At 70.3% G+C, this 20250-nt stretch carries 18 protein-coding genes; 10 read left to right on the top strand and 8 right to left on the bottom strand.

Going from position 1 to position 20250, the window contains the following annotated elements; translation table 11 throughout:
- Positions 1 to 63: 63 nt before the first annotated feature.
- On the bottom strand, positions 64 to 1071 hold the full coding sequence (locus ASF45_RS28345) for an ABC transporter substrate-binding protein (RefSeq protein WP_056671472.1): 1008 nt from the start codon (positions 1069 to 1071) through the stop codon (positions 64 to 66).
- Between the two features lie 33 nt (positions 1072 to 1104).
- The gene (gene atzF / locus ASF45_RS28340) at positions 1105 to 2793 is read right to left on the bottom strand and encodes an allophanate hydrolase (protein ID WP_056671856.1); all 1689 of its coding nucleotides are present in this window, start codon (positions 2791 to 2793) and stop codon (positions 1105 to 1107) included.
- A 128-nt stretch (positions 2794 to 2921) separates the two neighbouring features.
- Here atzF and ASF45_RS28335 point away from each other — a divergent pair, with 128 nt between their 5' ends.
- The 8 genes from ASF45_RS28335 (at position 2922) to ASF45_RS28300 (ending at position 10383) form a co-directional block, all read left to right on the top strand.
- The gene (locus ASF45_RS28335) at positions 2922 to 3839 is read left to right on the top strand and encodes a LysR family transcriptional regulator (RefSeq protein ID WP_056671470.1); all 918 of its coding nucleotides are present in this window, start codon (positions 2922 to 2924) and stop codon (positions 3837 to 3839) included.
- A 160-nt stretch (positions 3840 to 3999) separates the two neighbouring features.
- Entirely contained in the window at positions 4000 to 4392 is a 393-nt protein-coding gene (locus ASF45_RS28330) for a cupin (protein ID WP_235581057.1), read from the top strand.
- Between the two features lies 1 nt (position 4393).
- A complete protein-coding gene (locus ASF45_RS28325) occupies positions 4394 to 5203 on the top strand; it encodes a putative hydro-lyase (protein WP_082551331.1) in 810 nt (269 codons plus the stop codon).
- Positions 5204 to 5234: 31 nt separating this feature from the next.
- Positions 5235 to 6293 carry a TRAP transporter substrate-binding protein gene (locus tag ASF45_RS28320; RefSeq protein ID WP_056671468.1) on the top strand — a complete coding sequence of 353 codons (1059 nt, stop codon included), beginning with the start codon at positions 5235 to 5237 and terminating at the stop codon, positions 6291 to 6293.
- Positions 6294 to 6297: 4 nt separating this feature from the next.
- Positions 6298 to 6927 carry a TRAP transporter small permease subunit gene (locus ASF45_RS28315; RefSeq protein ID WP_056671466.1) on the top strand — a complete coding sequence of 210 codons (630 nt, stop codon included), beginning with the start codon at positions 6298 to 6300 and terminating at the stop codon, positions 6925 to 6927.
- Positions 6924 to 8318, top strand: a complete 1395-nt coding sequence (locus ASF45_RS28310) for a TRAP transporter large permease (protein ID WP_056671464.1) — start codon at positions 6924 to 6926, stop codon at positions 8316 to 8318. Before ASF45_RS28315 ends, ASF45_RS28310 begins: the two co-directional genes overlap by 4 nt.
- 17 nt (positions 8319 to 8335) lie before the next feature.
- Entirely contained in the window at positions 8336 to 9052 is a 717-nt protein-coding gene (locus ASF45_RS28305; protein ID WP_082551330.1) for a DUF2848 family protein, read from the top strand.
- Positions 9049 to 10383: an amidase gene (locus ASF45_RS28300; protein WP_255357812.1), complete on the top strand. Its 1335-nt coding sequence runs from the start codon at positions 9049 to 9051 to the stop codon at positions 10381 to 10383. Before ASF45_RS28305 ends, ASF45_RS28300 begins: the two co-directional genes overlap by 4 nt.
- On the opposite strand, the gene gcvH is transcribed toward ASF45_RS28300, so the two are convergent.
- From gcvH to ASF45_RS28275, 5 genes are all read right to left on the bottom strand, one after another.
- Positions 10384 to 10749 (bottom strand): glycine cleavage system protein GcvH, encoded by a 366-nt coding sequence (gene gcvH, locus ASF45_RS28295; RefSeq protein ID WP_056671462.1) that lies wholly within the window; start codon positions 10747 to 10749, stop codon positions 10384 to 10386. It abuts the gene before it with no gap.
- A complete protein-coding gene (locus ASF45_RS34840) occupies positions 10746 to 11912 on the bottom strand; it encodes a peroxidase-related enzyme (RefSeq protein WP_082551329.1) in 1167 nt (388 codons plus the stop codon). The genes gcvH and ASF45_RS34840 overlap by 4 nt, the downstream gene beginning before the upstream one ends.
- A 34-nt stretch (positions 11913 to 11946) precedes the next feature.
- Positions 11947 to 13416 (bottom strand): NAD(P)/FAD-dependent oxidoreductase, encoded by a 1470-nt coding sequence (locus ASF45_RS28285; protein ID WP_056671460.1) that lies wholly within the window; start codon positions 13414 to 13416, stop codon positions 11947 to 11949.
- A 16-nt stretch (positions 13417 to 13432) separates the two neighbouring features.
- Positions 13433 to 14434: a tripartite tricarboxylate transporter substrate binding protein gene (locus ASF45_RS28280; RefSeq protein WP_056671458.1), complete on the bottom strand. Its 1002-nt coding sequence runs from the start codon at positions 14432 to 14434 to the stop codon at positions 13433 to 13435.
- A gap of 316 nt (positions 14435 to 14750) precedes the next feature.
- Positions 14751 to 16253 (bottom strand): aminotransferase class V-fold PLP-dependent enzyme, encoded by a 1503-nt coding sequence (locus ASF45_RS28275; RefSeq protein ID WP_056671838.1) that lies wholly within the window; start codon positions 16251 to 16253, stop codon positions 14751 to 14753.
- Positions 16254 to 16383: 130 nt separating this feature from the next.
- Between ASF45_RS28275 and ASF45_RS28270 the strand changes: the two genes are divergently transcribed.
- On the top strand, positions 16384 to 16842 hold the full coding sequence (locus tag ASF45_RS28270) for an Lrp/AsnC family transcriptional regulator (RefSeq protein WP_056671835.1): 459 nt from the start codon (positions 16384 to 16386) through the stop codon (positions 16840 to 16842).
- A gap of 12 nt (positions 16843 to 16854) precedes the next feature.
- Here the strand turns inward: ASF45_RS28270 and ASF45_RS28265 are convergent, their stop codons facing one another.
- Positions 16855 to 17244: a RidA family protein gene (locus tag ASF45_RS28265; RefSeq protein ID WP_056671456.1), complete on the bottom strand. Its 390-nt coding sequence runs from the start codon at positions 17242 to 17244 to the stop codon at positions 16855 to 16857.
- 96 nt (positions 17245 to 17340) lie between these two features.
- Between ASF45_RS28265 and ASF45_RS28260 the strand changes: the two genes are divergently transcribed.
- Positions 17341 to 20247, top strand: a complete 2907-nt coding sequence (locus ASF45_RS28260) for a C1 family peptidase (protein ID WP_056671454.1) — start codon at positions 17341 to 17343, stop codon at positions 20245 to 20247.
- Positions 20248 to 20250 lie beyond the last annotated feature (3 nt).

The raw sequence follows: 20250 nt of genomic DNA, 5'->3' as shown, positions 1-20250 counted from the left end.
TGACGGTGGAAGCAGGTGGTCATAGGGGCCTCGCGTGGGTGTAAGCAGTTCGTTCGCGGGTCCTTAACCCTTGTAGAGCATGCTCTCGACCATGAGCCGCGAGGAGAAGATGCCCTTCTCGCTGAACAGGTCGAAGAACTTCTGGAAGTGCGCCACATCGGCCGGCTTGAATTCGTCGTACATGGTGTACGCGGCCAGCGGCACCTCGCCGGTCAGCGGCCCCTCGATGGCGGTGTAGCCCTTGAGGTACTGGCGCGCCTCGTCGGGCTTGCTGCGCACGTACGCCACGCCCTTGGCGTAGGCGGTGATGAACTTCTTGGCCTCGGCCGGGTTCTTCTTGATGAAGGCCGCCGTCAGCGAGGCCGAGCCGCCGAACCAGGGCGCCATCGGGTCGCCCAGCACGTACTTGGCGATCACGCCGGACTCCAGCGCCTTGGTGGTGCCGTTCATGCGGCCGATGGTGCCGGTGGGCTCCAGCGTGTAGCAGCCGTCCAGCTGGCCTGCCGCGAGCGCCGCCACGTGCTGGCCGATGGGCAGTTCGACCACGGTCACGCCGGTGGCACCGCCACGCTCCAGCACGGTCTTGGCCAGCGTCACGTTCTGGATGCCGGGGCCCGAGCCCACGCGCTTGCCCTTGAGGTCGGCCATCACCTTGGCCGTGCTGGCGGCCGGCACGATGACCTGGTCCAGCACGTTCTTGGCGTTGCTGGGGTTGGAGCAGAAGATCTTGAAGCTGCCCGGCGCGGCGATCTCGCCGATGGCGATGTTGGCCGAGCCCGTGCCATTGGCGCTGCCGTCGCAACGGTCGGACAGCATGCCCTCCATGATCTGCTGGGCGCCCGCGAACTTGAGCGGCTCGACGTTGAGGCCGGCCTCCTTGAAGTAGCCGAGTTCGACAGCGGCGTAGAACGGCAGGCCGGCCGCGATGGGCCAGTAGCCGACGCGGATCTTGGGGCCGGCCTGGGCGTGCACGGCCAGCGGCGCGCCGAGCGCGGCCAGCGCGGCCGAGGCGCCGGCCGTCTGCAGCAGGCGGCGGCGGGCCGGGGACGGGGTGAGGGGGCGGTTCAGCATGGTTTTCTCCTGCAAAGGCGGTGGATCAAGGGGTCAGGAAGCGGCGGCGCGGTCGCGCAGGAATGCGCGCCAGCCGCCGAAGTGGCTGATGTCCTGCGCGCCTTCCAGCGCCAGGGGTTCGCAGACGAAGCCCTGGGCCTGGCTGCCGTCGGCGAGCAGCAGCGTGCCGATGCCCAGCGGCGGCGGGATCAGTGCGACGAAGCTGCCGTAGGCCGTGGCCGGCATGCGCCAGACCTCGACCGCGATGCGCGCGCCGCGGCCCGGCGCCACGCGCAACAGGCCGGGCTTGGGTGGCACCGTGCCGGGCAAGGCGAACAGCCGGTAGTCGGGCGCGGTCTCGTCGGCGCGCAGCAGCACTGCGCCGCGCTCGGTCAGCTGGCCGTTGAGCGGCAGGCCCGACAGGTGGGCGCCGACGACGACCACGTCCACGGTCGCGGCCGGTTGCAGCGCGGCGATGGGCGCGGGCGCCGGCAAGGGCTGGCCGGTTGCGCCCAGCGTGAGCCCGGTGGCATGGTGGTAGCGCTGGCCCAGCTCGGCCAGCTGCCAGTCGCTGCCTGCCGGGCCGATCAGCGTGATGCCGAAGGGCAGGCCGTCGGGCCGCAGGCTGCTGGGCACCGAGATGGCGGCGTAGTCCAGCAAATTGACGAAGTTGGTGTAGGCGCCCAGGTTGCGGTTCAGCGCCACCGGGTCGGCCTGCATCTGCGCCACGGTGTAGTGCGTGGGCGCGGTGGGCACCAGCAGCACGTCGATGCCCTGCCACATCGCAGCGGCCTGCTGGCCGAAGGCGCGCAGCCGGGTCTGGGCGTCCACGAGGTCGGCCGCGCTGTAGCCCTTGCCGGCCAGGAGGATGCTGCGCACGGGCTCGACGATCTCGTCCGGGTGCGCATCGACGAAGGGGCGCACGGCGGCGTAGCGCTCGGCCACGAGCGCGCTCTCGTAGAGCAAGGCGGCGGCGCCGGCCAGCGGTGCGTAGTCGATGTCCACGGGCGTGCCGCCCAGTGCGCGCAGACGTTCGATGGCCTGGGCGAAGGCCTGCTCCGCCTGCGCGTCGCCGCAGAACTCCAGCGGCGTCGGCACGCCGAAGCGGAACGCGGCCGGCAGCGGCGTGGTGGCCATCTGCAAACGGCGCGCATAGGGGTCCTCGGCGTCGTAGCCCTGGGCCACGGCCAGCACGCGGGCCGCCACATCCACGGTGCGCGCGAAGATGGAGACGCAGTCCACGCTCTGCGCGGCCGGCACCACGCCGCGTGCGCTGATGAGGCCCTTGCTGGGCTTGATGCCGACGATGTTGTTGAGGCCCGCCGGCACGCGGCCCGAGCCGGCCGTGTCGGTGCCCAGCGCGAAGTCGGCCTCGCCCGTGGCCACCACGTAGGCCGAGCCCGAGCTGGAGCCGCCCGACACATAGGCGGGGTTGACCGCATTCGGCACCGGACCATAGGGTGAGCGCGTGCCGTTCAGGCCGCAGGCGAACTGGTCCAGGTTGGTCTTGCCCAGCAGGGCCGCACCGGCATCGAGCAGGCGCTGCACCACGCTGGCGTGCTGCGCGGGCTCAAAGGCGAAGGCCGGACAGGCGGCCGTGGTGGCGAAGCCGGCTGCGTCGATGTTGTCCTTGGCCGCGAACGCCAGGCCGGCCAGCGGGCCGCTGGTGACGGTCTGCACGGGCTGGCCGGCGCGCGAGATCCAGGCGTTCTCGGGCCAGGCGTCGGAAGCAGGGGAAGGCATCTTGAGTTGCACCACTTTGAGGCATCCAATCATGTGTACATGATGAGATGCAAGTGATGTGCCAACGCGCTGCGTGGCGCATCCGCTAAGCTCGGCCACCCCTCCTTCGCCCAGCCCACACCGCCGCCATGAACGTGCGTTTCCTCGAAGCCTTCGTCTGGGTGGCCAGGCTCGGCAGCTTCAAGGCCGCAGCCGAGAAGCTGCACACCACGCAGGCCGGCATCTCCAGCCGCATCGCCACGCTGGAAGAGCAGTTCGGCGTGCGGCTGTTCGAGCGCGAACACCGCGGCGTGATGCTGAACCGGCACGGCACCGAATTGATGCCGCATGCCGAGCGCATGATCGAGCTGCAGGCCCGCATGATGGCCGCCATGGGCCAGCCCGAGACCTTCGCGGGCATGCTGCGCATCGGCGTGATCGAGACCATCGCGCACACCTGGCTGCCCGCGCTGCTCTCGCGCTTTGCCGAGCGCTACCCCAATGCCACGCTGGAGCTGATCTCCGACATCACCCCGAGGCTGCGCGACGAACTGCTGCGTGGCACGCTGGACTGCGCCATCCTGTCGGAAGAGATCACGCAGGGCTTCATCGACAACCGGCGGCTGGCCAACTTCGCAATGGGCTGGGCCGCCAGCCCGGCACGGGCGCTGAGCTTTCCGACACGCACGCAGCTCTCGTTCGCCGACATCGCGCAGCACCCCATCATCTCGTTCCACCGCGAATCCAGCGTGTACCGCAACATTGCGCAGAACACGGCCGGTGTGGCCAACCTGCGCGTGAGCTACTTTTCCTCGCTGGGCGCCATGGTGGACATGGCCCGTTCGGGCTTCGGCGCGGCGCTGCTGCCCATCGGCGCGATCCAGCAGGACCTGGAACAGGGCCGCCTGGTGCTGCTCGACGTGGAACCCCGGCCGATTCCGCTGCCGGTGGTCGCCAGCTTCCGCATGGAGCCGGCCTCGCCCATGGCCGAGGCGCTGGTGGCGATGGCGCAATCGGCCAGCGACGACTTCGTCGCGGCGAGCCGCCCGGACATCCTCGCGAACTGAACCCGCCCGGCACGGGGACTTTTCCGCACCCCGGCGGGGCATGCCGATCCCCAGCCTGGGGCGCTGCCTGCGCCAGCGCAGTGCCATCAGCAAATCTGTTGGACCGGCACAAGAATTTCCCGTTTGACCGGGGTCGGGGGCACGACAACACTGCGCCCCCATGCCCTCCCCCAGCCAAATCACCCTGCCCAAACTGCACCGCGAGTTCTTCGCCATCGACCGCAGCGATGCGGCCTGGCAGCCCGTTCCCGCCACGGCCGGCCGCATCGAGGAGATCGTGCTGGCCGACAACCTCGACCCCGCCACCGGCACCGGCTCGCGCACGCGGCTGGCCCGCTGGTCGGCCGGCGCGCTGATCGACCGCCCGGTCGTGCACGACTTCCACGAGGAGGTCTTCATCGTCGAGGGCGACTTCGTGGTGGGCTGCGATGCCGAGGGCCAGGGCGGCGAGACATTCGGCGCCTACACCTTCGCCTGCCGGCCGCCGGGCGCGCTGCACGGGCCCTTCACGACACGCAAGGGTTGCGTGCTGTTCGAAATCAGCTACTACTGACATGGCCACTCCCCGCTCCGACCTCGCCCACCGCGCCCCCGACGGCCGCGCCGCGCGCCAGCTGATGCGCACAGGCGCCTACAACGGCCACACCGCCGGCATGGCACCTGGCCATGTGCAGGCCAACCTGGCCATCCTGCCGCGCGCACAGGCCGACGACTTCCTGCGCTTTTGCCAACGCAACCCCAAGCCCTGCCCGCTGCTCGCAGTGGGCGAACCCGGCGACCCGCTGCTGCCCACGCTGGGCGAAGGCCTGGACCTGCGCAGCGACCTGCCGCGCTACCGCATCTGGCACGACGGCGTGCTCGTGGAGGAGGTGGACGACATCACAGCGCTGTGGCGGGACGACCTCGTCGGCTTCGCGATCGGCTGCTCGTTCTCGTTCGAGGAGGCGCTGCTGGAGGCCGGCGTGCCGCTGCGCCACGTGGCCGAAGGCCGCAACGTGGCCATGTACCGCACCAGCCTTCCGACGCAGCCTGCCGGCCAGCTCCACGGCCCGCTGGTGGTGTCGATGCGCCCCATGAAAGCGCTTGACGCCATCCGCGCCGTGCAGGTCACCTCGCGCTTTCCGCAGGTGCACGGTGCGCCCGTCCACATCGGCGACCCGGCCCTGATCGGCATCGACGACCTGGCCCGCCCCGATTTCGGCGACCCCGTCGCCGTGGCCGACGACGAGTTGCCGGTGTTCTGGGCCTGCGGCGTGACACCGCAATCCGTGGTGATGGCGGCCCGGCCCGCTTTCTGCATCACGCACGCGCCCGGCTGCATGCTCGTGACCGACCTGCTGAACCACCGCATCGCCAGTTTCTGATCCCCCTGTCCCCATCTTCCAAGGAGCGCCCATGCAAGCCCCGTTCAAACTTCTCTGCGCCGCCACGCTCGCCCTGACCGCCACGCTGGCCGCGGCCCAACCGAAGATCGCCGTGCAGGCCATCACCCAGGTCGCGCCCAACCTGCCGCAGTACACCAAGGTCGACCAGCCGATGCTGCGCGACGGCATGGCCAAGGCCACGGGCGGCCGCGTGGAGATCACGCTGTCGTCCTGGCCCGAGCGCAACGTCAACGGCCCCGAGGTGCTGCGCCTGGTGCGCTCGGGCCAGGTCGACATCGCGGCGGGCCCGCTGACCACGGTCTCGGGCGACGTGCCGATGCTGGACGGCGTGGACCTGGCCGGCATGAACATCGACATCAAGCAGGCCCGCAAGGTGGCCGACGCCATGGTGCCGGTGGCCAACAAGGAACTCGAACGCCTGGGCATCAAGCTCGTCGCCACCTACCCGTTCTCGGGCCAGATGCTGTTCTGCCGCAAGCCCATCACGGGCCTGGAAGACTTGAAGGGCCTCAAGGTACGCACCAACGGCCCCTCGGCCTCCGACCTGATCAAGTCCTACGGCGGCCAGCCGGTCTCGCTGGCCTTCGGCGAGGTCTACACGGCGCTGGAGCGCGGCACCGTGGACTGCGGCATCACGGGCTCTGGCTCGGGCAACGGCGTCAAGTGGCCCGAAGTCACGACGCACCTCTACACCATGCCCGTGTCCTGGTCCACGGCCGGCTACTTCGTGAACCTCTCCTGGTGGAACAAGCTCGACCCGGCCATCCGCACGCAGTTCGAGAAGACCTTCGCCGAAGTGCAGGAAGCGCAGTGGACGCTGGGCGTGGAAGCCACCGAGGACGGCATCGCCTGCAACGTCGGCCGCGCCGAGGGCTGCAAGATGCACGCGCTCATGAAGAAGCCCATGGCCGAAGTGAAGCCCGCTGCCAACGTCGCCGCCTCGCTGCAACAGCACCTAGCCGGCGAGGTGTTGCCGGGCTGGATCAAGCGTTGCGGTGGCCGCTGCGAAGGCGTCTACAACGACGTGATCGCGCCCATCACGGGCATCAAGTACGGCGCGGCGAAGTAAGACCATGTTCCGCGCGCTCGAATGGCTGAGCCGCCGCGCGATGACCGTCGCCGGCTGGTGCTACCTCTTGATCACCGCCCTGATCTGCTTCGACATCGTGGCCCGACGGCTGCTGGGCTTCTCGTCAGAGGCCACGGCCGAGCTGACCGGCTACCTGATGGCGGTCGGCATGAGCTGGGGCCTGGCCGGCACGCTGTTCGAGCGCGGCCATGTGCGCATCGACGTGCTGGTGCAAAAGCTCCCGCTCAAGGTCCGCGTCTGGCTGCACCTGGCCTCGCTGGCCGCACTGCTGGTGGCCACTGCCTTCTTCGTCTACGGCGCGTTCTCGCTGGCCAAGGACTCGTACGACTTCGGCTCCACCGACCTGTCGGCGCTGCACACGCCGCTGGTGCTTCCGCAGGGCCTGTGGGCCGCGGGCCTGGCCTTGCTGCTGCTGGCGGTGCTGGCCATGGCCGCGCGCGCCGTGGGCCAACTGGCCCGTGGTGACGCCGACGGCATGGACCGCATGCTGATGGCACGCACCTACATCGACGAGGCGGCCGAGACGCTGGACGCGGTGGCCGAGGCCCAGCAGGGCATGGACGGTTCCGCTTCCGCCCCCCACAAGAACACCACCGCCAAGGTGCCCGCATGATCGCCATCGTCTTCATCGTCGCCATCGGCCTGCTCATCGGCGGCGCCTCGCTGTTCGGCGTGCAGGTGCCCGCCTCGACCGCGGCCGCCGTGCCCTGGTGGGCGCTGGCCAGCGTGCTGGCGGCCTTCATCGGCTTTTTCGCCGGTGGCATCTACGTGGGCGCCGCGCTCGCGCTGCTGTCGCTCTTGGCCGGCTTCGGCCTGTCGGACCGGCCGTTCTGGAACTTCATCGGCGAGATGATCTGGAACCCCTCGACCAACTTCGTGCTGGTCTCGGTGCCGCTGTTCCTGCTGATGGGCGAGATCATGCTCCGCGCAGGCCTGTCCGAGCGCCTGTACCGCGCGATGAACGTCTGGATGGGCCGGCTGCCCGGCGGGCTGCTGCACACCAACATCGTGTCCTGCGGCGTGTTCTCGGCCGTGGCCGGCTCCAGCGTGGCCACGGCCGCGACCATGGGCTCGGTGGCGCTGCCTTACTTCGAGAAGAGCCACTACCCACCCAAGCTGGTGCTGGGCTCGCTGGCGGCCGGCGGCGCCCTCGGAAACCTGATCCCGCCCGGCATCACCTTCATCATCTATGGCCTGCTGACCGAGACCTCGGTGGGCGCGCTGTACCTGGCCGCGGTGGGCCCCAGCATCCTGGTGATCGCGCTGTTCATCGCGGTGATCCTGTACTACAGCTGGAAGCTCAAGCTGCACGGCGACGCCGGCGGCGCCAAGCCCACGGCCGCCCAACGCGTCGCCAGCCTGTCGGACCTGGTGCCCACGGCACTGTTGATCGCGCTGGTGCTGGGCACCATCTATGCGGGCTGGGCCACGCCCACGGAGTCGGCCGCACTCGGCGTGGCCGGCAGCCTGGTGCTGGCGCTGGTGGACCGCAAGCTCCAATGGAAGATGCTGGCCGAGTCGATGCACGCCACGGCGCGCACCACGTCCATGATCGCGCTGATCCTGTTCGGGGCCTACTTCCTGAACTACATCCTGTCGTCGCTGGGCATCCCGCAGATGCTGGCCAAGTTCCTGACCGAGCTGCCGTTCCCGGGCTGGGTGGTGATGCTGGTGATCATCGGCTTCTACATCGCCATGGGCACCTTCATGGAAGGCATGGCCATGGTCATCACCACGATCCCGCTGGTGTTCCCGGTCGTCACGGCCCTGGGCTACGACCCGATCTGGTTCGGCGTGGTCATCACCATGCTGGTGGAGATCGCCATGATCAGCCCGCCCGACGGCACCGTGCTGTACGTGCTGCAGGGCATGCGGCGCCAGCCGGGGCCCATCACCGACGTGTTCTCCGGCGTCATGCCCTTCATGCTCGTCTACATGCTGGCCATCGTCGTGCTGATGGTGTTCCCGGCCATCGCGCTCTGGCTGCCCGGCGTCGCGATGTAAACCCTGCGTTCCTCACCATGACCAACACCCTCCATTTCGCCTGCGAATCCGTGGCCGCCGACGGCGTGCGCTCCACCCGCGTGCTGCCCTTCGTGCCGCGCCGCCTGATCGTCGCCGGCTGGACCGGCCGCAACGCCGCCGCCATCCAGCACCACATCGAGGAGCTGCAGGCCCTGGGCGTGCCGCCGCCCTCCAGCGTGCCGCTGTACTACCGCATGGGAGCCGCGCTGCTGACCCAGGCCGCGCAGATCGAAGCCCTGGGCGCGCAGAGCTCGGGCGAGGCCGAGCCCACGCTGTTCTTCGCGGATGGCGAGTGGTGGCTGACCGTGGGCTCGGACCACACCGACCGCCATGTCGAGACCTACTCGGTGGCCGTCTCCAAGCAGCTGTGTGCCAAGCCCGTCGCCACGGCCGCCTGGCGATGGTCCGACGTGGCGGCCTACCAGGACGAACTGCAGCTGTCCTCGCGCATCCTGGAGGACGGGCAATGGCTCGACTACCAGAAGGGAACCCTGGCCACCATCCGCCCGCTCGCGGGCCTGCGCGATGGCATTTACGATGCAGTCCCCGATGAAGGAAGCATCATGACCTGTGGAACCCTGGGCGCGCTGCCCAACGCGAAGGGCGAGGCGATCCGCCCGGCCGCCGAGATGGAGATCACGCTGCACGACCCGCGGCTGAACCGCAGCATCGTGCACCGGTATGCGGTCTCCGTGCTGGAGATCGTTGCGTGACGCGGCCGGTCATCGCCGCCATGCGCGCCCGGCTCGACGCGGGCAACGCCTCGCACGAAGCCATCGTCACGCAGGCGCTGGAGGGTGCCAAGCTCCCCTCGGCCGAACATGTGTTCACCCGGCTCTACACCGACGCCGCGCTGGCCGCCGCCCGCCATGCCGATGCCGCGCGCAAGGCCGGCGTGCAGCTGCCGCCGCTGGCCGGCCTGCCGGTGTCGATCAAGGACCTCTACGACGTGGCCGGCGAGACCACCATGGCCGGCTCGGTCGTGCGCCGCGGCGCCGCGCCCGCCGCGCAGGACAGCGTGGCCGTGCAGCGCCTGCGTGCGCAGGGCGCGGCCATCGTCGGCAAGACCAACATGACCGAGTTCGCGTTCTCGGGCGTGGGCATCAACCCGCACCACGGCACGCCGCGCAACCCGGCCGACCCGGACATCGCGCGCATCCCGGGCGGCTCCTCCTCGGGCGCGGCCGTGTCGGTGGCGCTGGGCCTGGCCGTCGTCGGCCTGGGCTCGGACACGGGCGGCTCCATCCGCATCCCGGCCGCACTGTGCGGCATCGTGGGCTTCAAGAGCACGCAATCGCGCACGCCACGCACGGGGGCCTTCCCGCTGTCGCAGACGCTGGACACGGTCTGCGCCATGGCGCGCTCGGTGGAAGACTGCCTGGTGGCCGATGCCGCACTGGCCGATGCGCCGCCGCAGGTGCGGCGGCGCCCGCTGCAGGGCCTGCGCCTGGCGGTGCCGAGCACGCTGATGTTCGACGGCATCGACCGGCCCACGGCACGCGCCTTCCAGCGCGCCGTGTCCAAGCTCTCGGCAGCCGGCGCGCAGGTCGTGGACATCACACTCGCAGAGCTGGCCGAGGTCGCCCAGATCAACGCGCCGGGCGGCTTCTCGCCGATCGAGGCCGCGGCCGTGCACCGCGCGACCATCGCCGAACACCGTGCCGACTACGACAGCCGCGTGGCCGCCCGCATCGACCTGGGCATGACCGTGAGCGCGGCCGACTACATCACCATGCAGCACCGACGCGCCGACTGGATCGCGCGCATGGAGGGCGCGCTGCAGGGCTTCGACGCGCTGCTGTGCCCCACGGTGCCGATCGCCGCGCCTTCGATCGAATCGCTGGCCACGGACGAGGCCTTCTTCCAGGCCAACGGCATGCTGCTGCGCAACACCTTCGCGATCAACTTCCTGGACGGCTGCGCGTTCAGCCTGCCCTGCCACGAGGCGGGCGAGCTGCCGGCCGGGCTGATGCTGTCGTCGGTGCGCGGCGACGACGCCAGGCTCGCGGCCGTGGCGCTGGCCGTGGAAGCCGCGCTGGGCTGATCAGGCCCCTGTGAACGCGTCGTAGGCCGCTTCGTCCAGCAGTGTCGCGAAGCGGGCCTCGTCCACGTGCGCCAGGCGCAGCATCCAGCCCGCGCCCATCGGGTCTTCGTTGACCAGGGCCGGGTTGTCGGCCAGCGCGGCGTTGACCTCGGTGATCTCGGCGTCCAGCGGCATGTGCAGGTCCGAGGCGGTCTTGACCGATTCGACCACGCCGATGACGGTGTTCTCGGCCTGCCGGCCACTGGCCGTCACGTCGACCACGACGATGTCGCCCAGCGTGTCTTGCGCATGGCGCGTGATGCCGGCCACGGCCGTGCCGCCTTCCTCGAGACGGACCCAGAAATGCTCTGCGGTGTAGCGGATCACAGGCGTGCTTTCTCGGCCAGGGTGCCGTCTTGGTGGATGGGTTCGCCCAGGTTCAGCATGAGCCGGTTGGCCCAGGCGAACAGCGCCACGGCGTGCACGAGGTCCAGCGTCTCGCCATCGGTGAGGCCGGCCGCGCGCAGGGCCTGCACGTCGGCCGCTCCGACTTCTGCCGGCGCCAGGCCATGCTTGGCCGAGAACTGCACGATGGCCTTCTCGCGCGCGCTGGTGCCGGCCGTGGCCGGGTCTTCGAACAGCTGCACGATCACGTCGTTGCGCTTGGCCAGCTGCTCGAAGCGCTGGGCGTGCACCGAGGCGCAGTAGACGCAGCCGTTCAGGCGCGACTCCACCGTGGCGCCCAGTTCGCGCTCGGCCCGCGGCATGCCGCCCGGCGCGAACATGATGGCGTTGAAGGCGATCGAGCGCTGCAGCAGCATCTCCGGCTGGTGCGCCAGCAGGCGGAAGTAGGCCTGGTCCTTGGCCGTGGGGCTCATCTCGTGCAGCGCGGCCATCTGCTCGGGCGTGGCTTCCTCCAGGCGCACGGGCTCGGCCCAGGGCGTCCAGTCCAGCACCTCGTTGGTGAAGCCGCGGATGCGGATCGGGCTCGCAACGGTGCTGCCGCCGCGCGCCTCGGGCGGCTGCGCCGTCGCAGGGCCTTCGCCGCCGGCCGCGGCCAGCGCCTGCAGGCCCGCGACCACGCGGATCTGGTAGGACAGGAAGGCGATCAGCTGGCCCACGGCCACGACGGCGGCCGGCGCCAGGCCGGCATCCGCCAGCGACTGCACAGCGCTGCGGTCGCCCTCGATGGGACGCACGATGAGCTTGGCCGTGAAGGCCAGCAGCGTGGCCACGCGGGCATCGGCTGCGGTCCCTTTGCCCTCGGCTGCGGCCACCAGCGCCGCATCCGCACCTTCGGCCTGCAGCCGCGCGCGGTAGTGGTCGGCCAGCGTCGCGGCGCCGCTCAGGTGGCAGGCATGCAGCGCGATCAGCAGGCGCTCGACCACGGACACGCCGGCCACCGTGGGCGCGAACATGCCGGCATAGCTGCCCTGCGTGGCGTCGACGATCTTGGGGCGCTGGCGGCGCAGCGCGTGCAGCGCATCGCCTGCGGCCAGTGGCACGGCCTGGTCGATCACGTCCACGGGCAGGGTCTCGGAAGAGGTCATGTCGGTCTTGTCTTTCGGAGGGAAGCGGAAGGGATCACGCCGGCACGGTGGCCGGGAATTCGGCAGGCACCCACTCGTCGCCCAGCAGTTCGGGCTCGGCGTAGGCCTGCAGGTTGGCGAAGTGCTGTTCGAAGTCTTCGCGGTAGAAGTGGCTGGCGATGCCGGCGGCCAGCCGGCGCGCGCCGTCGCTGATGTTGGGGATGTCGCCGGCCAGCGCGCCGTGCGACAGCGTCGCCGGATAGCAGAAGCAGTGCACGTGCGAGAGGCCAGGGCAGCTGCCGGGCGTCTTCTCCTGGAACTCGAAGGCCGGGCCCAGCACGGGCGAGTCGGCCAGTTCCTGGTCGTGCAGCGCGGCGGGCGGCTGGTAGCGCTCGGACCAGGTGCGGATGTGCGGCGCGATGTGCGCGAACTCGGGCCGGCGGCTCCAGTCGATCACAAAGCCCGTGGAGACGATCAGGAAGTCGTAGTCGAACGCACCCTTGGGCGTGCGCACGACCAGGCCGTCGCCCTGGGCCTGCACGGCCTGCACCGGGCAACCCAGCAGGAAGCGCACGTTCGGGTTGCGCGACACGCGCAGCGTGCTGCCGCGCGGCGGCGGCACCTGGGTGGCGTTGATGTACTGGCGCAGCCGCCATTTGTCGGCGTCGGGCAGATCGTGGTGGCCGTGCGTGAGGCCGGCCACGATGGAGCCCTTGCTCTTGTTCACGCGCGGCAGGTCGGTGCGGCGGATCAACAGGTCCACGCTGGCCGCGCCCATCTCCAGCGCGGTCGCCGCGCTGTCCATGGCCGAGGAGCCGGCGCCGACCACGGCCACGCGCTTGCCGCGCAGCAGCGCGTAGTCGTTGGGGTCGGACGAATGCGCCCACAGCGCGCGCGGCACGCCCTGCAGGAAAGCCGGCAGCGCCGGGCCGCCCAATCCGTCGCGCCCGGTGGCCACGACCACGCGGCGCGCCAGCAGGCTGCCCTCGCCGGCGGCCGTGCGCAGTGCCAGGCGCACCAGGCCGTCGGCGCGCGGTGCGATGTCGGTCACGGCCGTGCCGTTGCGCACGTCCACACGTGCCACGCGGCGCACCCAGCGCAGATAGTCCATCCACTGCAGGCGCGGGATCTTGTCGAGCGCGTCCCAGGCCCCGGGGCCGAACTGCGCCACGAACCAGGCGCGGAAGGTCAGCGCCGGCAGGCCCATGGCCGGGCCCACCAGCTCCTTGGGCGAGCGCAGCGTCTCCATGCGTGCCGTGGTCGCCCAGGGGCCTTCGAAGCCCTCCTCGGCCCGGTCCAGGACCACGGCGGCGATGCCCTGGTGCGCCAGGCCGATGGCCGCGGCCAGGCCGGCCTGGCCCCCACCGATGACGACCACGTCCAGCACCGGCTGCCCGTCCACGGTCCGCGGCGGCACCCAGGCGCGCGGCGGCAGGCCCAGGTACAGCAGGTCCTGCGCCAGGCGCTGCTCCAGCGCGGCCAGGCCGGCGTTCGGGTTCGGGGTGGTCGGTGCTTCGGTGGACATGGGGGTGGTCGGTGGATCAGTTCAGTTCGATGTTGGCGGCCTTCACGACCTCGGCCCACTTGGTGCGGTTGTCGTGCACGGTCTGCTTGAATTGCGCGGGCGACTCGATGCGCAGGCTGTTGCCCTGGCTCTCGAAACGCGCACGCACATCCGGTTGCTGCACGGCTGCGCTGATGGCGGCGTTGAGCTTGTCGACGATGGCCGGGTCCGTGCCCTTGGGCGCGAACACGCCGAACCAGATCGAGCTGTCGAAGCCCTTGGTGCCGGGCAGGCCGCTGGCGGCGATGGTGGGCACCTCGGAGACGGCCGCCACGGGCTTGGCCGTGGTCACGGCCAACAGGCGCACGGTGCCGGCCTTGTACTGCGGCAGCACGGTCTGCACCTGGTTCATGATGCAGCAGGTCTCGCCACGCACCACGGCCGTCAGCGCCTCGGGGCCGCCCTTGTAGGGCACGTGGACCATGTCCAGGCCCAGGCGCGAGTTCAGTTCGGCGAACGCCATGTGGGTGCCGGCACCGTTGCCGGTGGAGGCGTAGTTGTACTTGCCCGGGTTGGCCTTCACCAGGTCGACGAATTCCTTGAGCGTCTTGACCGGCATCACGCTGGGGTTGACGGTCAGCACGTTGGAGACGTCGAGCACAGGCGCCACCGGCACGAAGTCGGCCTCCACGTCGAAGGGCAGCTTCTTGTACAGCGCGGCGTTGCTGCCGTGCGTGGCCGCGGTGCCGAACGACAGCGTGTAGCCGTCGGCCTTGGCGCGCGCCACGTACTCGGAGGCGATGTTGCCGGCCGCGCCGGACTTGTAATCGATGATGACGGGCTGGCCGAGCGACTTGGACAGCGGGTCCTGGATCGCCCGCGCGACGACGTCCACGCCCGAGCCGGCCGGGAAACCCATGATCAGCGTGACGGGCTTGGTCGGCCAGTTGGTCTCGGCCTGGGCGCCGGCGGCGGCCAGCGCCAGGCAGGCGGCCAGGACGGGGGCGGCGCGGCGCGCGTTCTTGAGCAGATCCAGCATGAAGATTCCTCGGTGAGATTGAAAAAACCAGGTTGACGCAATCGCCATGCCATTGAGCAAGCCATGCTTTTGACTGCGCATGACGTTGGTTTTTCCTTTCACTGAAGAACAAATCTCAGCAGAAATTTTCCCAACCCATGCGGTGCGCGCGCGCCAAGGGGGAAGGATTTTCCACGCGCGGCGGCCCGCGCATGGTGGGCATGGCCGTCAACCGGACCGGACCAGGGGCCATCGCGGTGCATGGCCTGCGCCGTGCCTGGAGGGTCCTCGCGTTGCGCGCTGCAGCGCCGAGCACCTTGGCGCGGCCCGGCGGTGCTCACGCCACCGTCCACCGGGCCAGCCCGCCGGCCAGGCTCCAGGCATTGGCATGGCCCTGGCGGCGCAGCGCGGCCGCGGCCTGGGCGCTGCGCCGGCCGCTGCGGCAGACGAAGATCACGGGCGTGGCGGCCGGCAGGTCGCGCCAGCGCGGCAGTGCATCGGCCAGCGCCGACAGCGGCACCTGCTCGGCGCCAAGACCGGTGGCCGGCTGCTCGCCCTGCTCGCCCGCCTCGCGCACATCGACGACCACAGGCCGCGAAGCCGCCTGCAGCGCCTGGCGCACGGCCGGCGCATCCATCTCGAGCGCGGCACGCGCGCCATCGTCCGGCACCGCGCCGGCACGCCATTCCTCGCCGCAGGCACGCAGGCGGGCGCAGGCGTCCTGGACGAAGGCCGCACCGTCGGCGGCACCGAAGGACAGGCGCACGGCCGAGGCCGCCTGCCAGTCCGGCAGGCCCATGGCCTGCAGCACATAGCTGGGCTCGGCACGCGCGGCGCCGCAGGCCGAGCCGCCGCTCACGCGCACGCCGGCCGCGTCGAACAGCGCGATCAGGTCCTGCGCCGCGACGCCCGGCACCGCGACATTGAGCGTCGTCGGCAGGCTGGTGGCGAATGGCGCGTTGAACACCAGGCCCGGGAAGGCCTCGCGCAGCGCATCGGCCAGCTGCGCGCGGTGCGCCTGCAGCGTGGCATGGTCGGCGAACACCCCGCCTTCTTCCAGCGCCTGCAGCACCGCGCCCAGCGCGGCGATGCCGGCCATGTTCTCGGTTCCGGCGCGCTGGCCGCTTTCCTGGCCACCGCCGGCCTGCAGCGGCGTGAACGGCACGCCCTCGCGCACGTAGAGCAGGCCGATGCCCTTGGGCGCGTAAAGCTTGTGGCCCGAGAACGGCGCGTAGTCGATGCGGCGCGCCAGCAGGCGCAGGTCCAGCTTGCCCAGGGCCTGCACACCGTCGACCAGCCACAGGGCCGGGCTGCCGGCCAGCGCTTCGGCAATGCCGTCCAGGTCGCTGATGGCGCCGGTCTCGTTGTTGGCGGCCATGGTGCACACCAGGCCGGCCTGGGCGGCATGGCCGCGCAGCCAGGCCAGGTCGTGCCGCCCATCCAGGCCCACAGGAATGGCCTGCACGCGCAGGTGAAGGCCCAGCAGCGCGTTCCAGTGGCGAATGGCCTCGGGCACGGCCTTGTGCTCGGTGGCGCCGTAGAGCAGCAGCGCAGGGATGGCCTGTCCCGCGTCGCGGCGGTCGCGCAGCGCCCGCAGCACCGACAACACCGCCGTCTGGATCCCCTCGGTGGCGCCGCTCGTGAACAGCAGCCGGCCGCTGGGCACGCCCAGCACACGGCGCGCGCTGGCGCGCACACCGTCGAGCAGCGTCCGGGCCTTCAGGCCTGCGCCGTGGGTGCTGCTGGGGTTGCCGAACAATTCGGACATGGCGGCCAGCGCCGCGCTGCGGGCCTGCGCGAGCACCGGCGTGGTGGCGTTGGCGTCGAGGTAGATTTCCATGGCGAAAATTTTGCCGGCCATGCTGGAGAACATGGGTTCAAAATCCAGCGCTTATTGCCTCGTCAGTGAAATCCGATTCTCCAAATTGCCCGATTCTCGAAAACTTTTACCCATGGAACCACGCCCGCTTCTGGACAAGATCGACAAGGCCATCCTCGATGCGCTGCAGACCAATGCCATGGCCTCGCTGCAGGACATCAGCGAACGCGTGCACCTGTCGGCCACGCCCTGCTGGCGCCGCATCCAGCGGCTCGAACGCGAGGGTTACATCCAGCAGCGCGTGGCCCTGCTGAACCCGGCCAAGCTCAACGTGGGCGTGACGGTGTTCGTCTCGGTGCGCACCAACCAGCACAACGAGAAGTGGGCGCAGCGCTTCACGGCCGTGGTGACGGCCATCCCCGAGATCGTCGAGTTCTACCGCATGAGCGGAGAGATCGACTACCTGCTGCGCGTGGTCGTACCCGACATCAAGGGCTACGACGCGGTCTACCAGCGGCTGATCCGCGAGGTGGAGCTGGCCGACGTGAGTTCCAGCTTCGCGATGGAGCAGATCAAGTTCACGACGGCACTGCCGCTGGATTACGCCTGAGCAGGCCGCGGCTCAGGCCGCCTGCTTGCGCGCCGTCACCTCGATCTCGATCTTCATGCGCGGGTCGGCCAGCCCGGCGCTGATCATCATGGCCGCGGGCTTGACCTCGCCCAGGTACTGGCGCATGACCGGCCAGCACTGCGGGAACAGGCTGGCGTCGGGCAGCACGTAGGTCACGCGCACCACGTCCGCGAGGCTGCTGCCGGCCTGCTGCAGCGCCGCTTCGATGTTGCGAAAGCACTGGTCGGCCTGCGCCACGATGTCGTCCGTGATCGTCATCGCCGTGTAGTCGAAGCCCGTGGTGCCGGACACGAAGACCCATTCGCCGTCGACCACGGCACGCGAATAGGCCATCTGCTCCTCGAAGGTGGAGCCGGAGCTGATGCGGATGCGCTTGCTCATCACTTTGGTCAATGCGCGGTGACTCAGGACACGCGCGGAAGTCGGACAAGCACGCGATGATAGGCGCCGCGATCCACCACCGGAGCGAGGCAAACCATGAAGCATCTTCTGACCAAGGGCGACGCTGGTTCCGACGTCGACCTGTTGCGTGCCACCCTGTTCACGCTGCTGGCCGCCGACGCCAAGGCCTTCCCCTCGTTGGCGGCGCCGCCCGGCAGCCCCATCGACGACGACTTCGACGCCGCCATCCGACGCTGGCAATCCGGCGTGGGCCTGATCGCCGACGGCATCGTCGGTCCGCGCTGCCAGATGCTGCTGGAGTTGGCGCCGCCCGTGCCGCTGCAGCCGCCGCTCAACGTGGGCGACGTGTGCCGGCTGTTCCCGGCCACGCGGCCGGCCAACATCGCGCGCTACCTGCCCTATGTGGAGGCCGCCCTGGGCGCCGCGGAGCTCACCGACACCGCCATGGTGATCGGCGCGCTCGGCACGATCCGGGCCGAGACCGAGGGCTTCGTGCCCATCGCCGAGCTGCCCTCCAAGTACAACACCCCGCCCGGCGGTGCCCCCTTCTCTCTCTATGACACCCGCAAGGACATCGGCAACGGCGCGCGCGGCGACGGCGAGCGCTACCGCGGCCGCGGCTTCGTGCAGCTCACGGGCAAGGCCAACTACGCCACCTACGGCAAGCGCATCGGCATCGACCTCGTGGCCTTCCCCGACCGCGCCAACGCGCCCGAGGTGGCGGCCGTCATCCTGGCGCAGTTCCTGGCCGACAAGGCCACCAAATTCCGCGCCGCCGTGGCGGCCGGCGACCTGCGCGCCGCGCGCCGCCTGGTCAACGGCGGATCGCACGGGCTGGAGAGCTTCTCCGACGTGTTCAAGCGCGCCGCCGCGGTCTGGCCTCCGGCCCCGCCACGCGCCGCCGGCGGCAAGCGCGCCGGTGCCAAGACCGCAGCGCTGGCCGCCATCCAGCCCGTACCCAAGAAGCCGCGCAACCTGCACACCCGCAAGGACGCGGCCGACCTGCGCGACCGCCAGTTCCAGCCCGCTGCCATCACGCTGCCCGACCAGGTGCCTACGCCGCAGGACATCAGCCGCTTCCTGCCCGGCTACACGGGCACCGGCCTGATCCTGGACCAGGGCCAGGAAGGCGCCTGCACCGGCTTCGGCCTGGCCTGCGTGGTCAACTACCTGCGCTGGATCAAGGCCGGCAACCCGGTGCAGATGGAGTCGGTCAGCCCGCGCATGCTCTACACGCTGGCGCGCCGGCACGACGAGTACGAGGGCGAGAACTACGACGGCTCCTCCTGCCGCGGCGCGCTCAAGGGCTGGTTCAACAACGGCGTGTGCCTGGAAAGCGACTGGCCTTACGCGCCCGACAAGGCCAACCCCGCGCGCTACGGCTTCGCCGACCGCGCTGTACAGCACACGCTGGGCGTGTACTACCGCATCGACACCAAGTCGATCACCGACATGCAGGCCGCCATCCACCAGCACTGGGCGGTGTTCGTCTCGGCCTTCACGCACGACGGCTGGAACCAGGTGCGCACGCGCAAGCAGGTGCCGCAGGACCATGGCGACCTGCCCGAGATTCCGTTCGACGGCCGGCCCTCGCAGGACGGCGGGCATGCCTTCGCGCTGGTGGGCTTCAACGCCGTCGGCTTCATCGTGCAGAACTCCTGGGGCGACAACTGGGGCGCGGGCGGCTTCGGCGTGATCAGCTACCTGGACTGGCTGGCCAACGGCATGGACGCCTGGGTGGTGGCGCTGGGCGTGCCGGGCGTGGTGGCGGGCCGGCTCGCCGTCTCGCACGGCCAGGCCGGCGCGCTGGCCGGCACCGACCGCACCAAGTGGTGGGACCAGGGCCTGGCCTACCAGCACAGCGTGGTGCTGGGCAACGACGGCCGCGTGAGCCGCTACCTCACGCAGGACGAGCAGCCGCGCAAGCTGCAGCACCAGTGCACCACGTTGCCCGACGAGTGGTTCCGTGCGCAGAAGGACAAGACCAAGCGCCTGGTGCTCTACGTGCACGGCGGCCTCAACGACGAGGGCGCGGCCATCAAGCGCGCCAGCGCCATGGGCCGCTACTTCGTGGCCAACGGCTGCTACCCGCTGTTCCTGGTCTGGAAGACCGGATTGTTCGAGACGCTCTCCAACATCCTGCAGGACAGCCGGCAGAAGGAGCCAGCCCTGGCCGGTGCGGGCCTGGGCGAATGGATCAGCGAGAAGACCGATCTGCTGCTGGAAAAGACCGTGGGCCGTCCCCTCGCGCGGCCGATCTGGAGCGAGATGAAGGAGAACGCCGACCTGGCCTTCGCACCGCGCCGCGGCGGCGACCTGCTGCTCGACGCGCTGCAGGCGCTCTCCAGCATCTGGGGCGACGCCTTCGAGCTGCACGTGGTCGGCCATTCGGCTGGCTCGATCGCGCTGGGCCACCTGATCTCTGCGCTCGCGCGGCGCAAGGCCGAAGGACGCGACGCCGGCCTGCACGACAGACTGGCCTCGGTGCACCTGTACGCGCCGGCCTGCAGCGTGCCCTTCGCCAACGTGCGCTACGCGCGCAACGCGCATGTGATGGAGCGGCTGTACATCGACGTGCTGTCCGACCGCGTGGAGCGCAAGGACAGCGTGGGCGCCGTGTACCGCAAGTCGCTGCTGTACTTCGTCTCCAACGCGCTGGAGACCGACCTGCGCTTGCCCATCCTGGGCATGGACCGCATCCACGACACCGGCTACAGCGGCTGGGACGGCACCTCGGACACCGGCGAGGCGCTGGCCGCCTGGCGCGCCGCGGCCGCGCAGGCAGGGTTGTCCAAGCGCACCACGGTGCTGGACGCCGAGCGCATCGCCACGGCCGTGGGCGCCGACAGCCAGCCCATCGCCACCCAGGCACCCGCGCACGGCAGCTTCGACAACGACGTGGACGTCGTGACACGCACATTGCTGCGCATCCGCGGGGGCAGGAAACTGCCGCAGCCCGTGGACGACCTGCGGGGCTACTGAGAC

The sequence above is a fragment of the Pseudorhodoferax sp. Leaf265 genome (assembly GCF_001422365.1).
GTDB lineage: Bacteria > Pseudomonadota > Gammaproteobacteria > Burkholderiales > Burkholderiaceae_C > Pseudorhodoferax.
The sequence above is the reverse complement of the archived record's forward strand: the minus strand, read 5'-3'. Positions and strand labels throughout refer to the sequence as shown.

Excerpts from the sequence above, each read along its gene's own strand:
- ASF45_RS28260 (WP_056671454.1), top strand. The coding sequence starts at position 17,341 with ATGAAGCATCTTCTGACCAAGGGCGACGCTGGTTCCGACGTCGACCTG.
- ASF45_RS34840 (WP_082551329.1), bottom strand. The coding sequence starts at position 11,912 with ATGACCTCTTCCGAGACCCTGCCCGTGGACGTGATCGACCAGGCCGTG.
- ASF45_RS28345 (WP_056671472.1), bottom strand. The coding sequence starts at position 1,071 with ATGCTGAACCGCCCCCTCACCCCGTCCCCGGCCCGCCGCCGCCTGCTG.
- ASF45_RS28335 (WP_056671470.1), top strand. The coding sequence starts at position 2,922 with ATGAACGTGCGTTTCCTCGAAGCCTTCGTCTGGGTGGCCAGGCTCGGC.
- ASF45_RS28275 (WP_056671838.1), bottom strand. The coding sequence starts at position 16,253 with ATGGAAATCTACCTCGACGCCAACGCCACCACGCCGGTGCTCGCGCAG.
- ASF45_RS28310 (WP_056671464.1), top strand. The coding sequence starts at position 6,924 with ATGATCGCCATCGTCTTCATCGTCGCCATCGGCCTGCTCATCGGCGGC.
- ASF45_RS28320 (WP_056671468.1), top strand. The coding sequence starts at position 5,235 with ATGCAAGCCCCGTTCAAACTTCTCTGCGCCGCCACGCTCGCCCTGACC.
- ASF45_RS28285 (WP_056671460.1), bottom strand. The coding sequence starts at position 13,416 with ATGTCCACCGAAGCACCGACCACCCCGAACCCGAACGCCGGCCTGGCC.
- ASF45_RS28265 (WP_056671456.1), bottom strand. The coding sequence starts at position 17,244 with ATGAGCAAGCGCATCCGCATCAGCTCCGGCTCCACCTTCGAGGAGCAG.
- ASF45_RS28280 (WP_056671458.1), bottom strand. The coding sequence starts at position 14,434 with ATGCTGGATCTGCTCAAGAACGCGCGCCGCGCCGCCCCCGTCCTGGCC.
- ASF45_RS28315 (WP_056671466.1), top strand. The coding sequence starts at position 6,298 with ATGTTCCGCGCGCTCGAATGGCTGAGCCGCCGCGCGATGACCGTCGCC.
- ASF45_RS28305 (WP_082551330.1), top strand. The coding sequence starts at position 8,336 with ATGACCAACACCCTCCATTTCGCCTGCGAATCCGTGGCCGCCGACGGC.
- ASF45_RS28325 (WP_082551331.1), top strand. The coding sequence starts at position 4,394 with ATGGCCACTCCCCGCTCCGACCTCGCCCACCGCGCCCCCGACGGCCGC.
- atzF (WP_056671856.1), bottom strand. The coding sequence starts at position 2,793 with ATGCCTTCCCCTGCTTCCGACGCCTGGCCCGAGAACGCCTGGATCTCG.
- ASF45_RS28330 (WP_235581057.1), top strand. The coding sequence starts at position 4,000 with ATGCCCTCCCCCAGCCAAATCACCCTGCCCAAACTGCACCGCGAGTTC.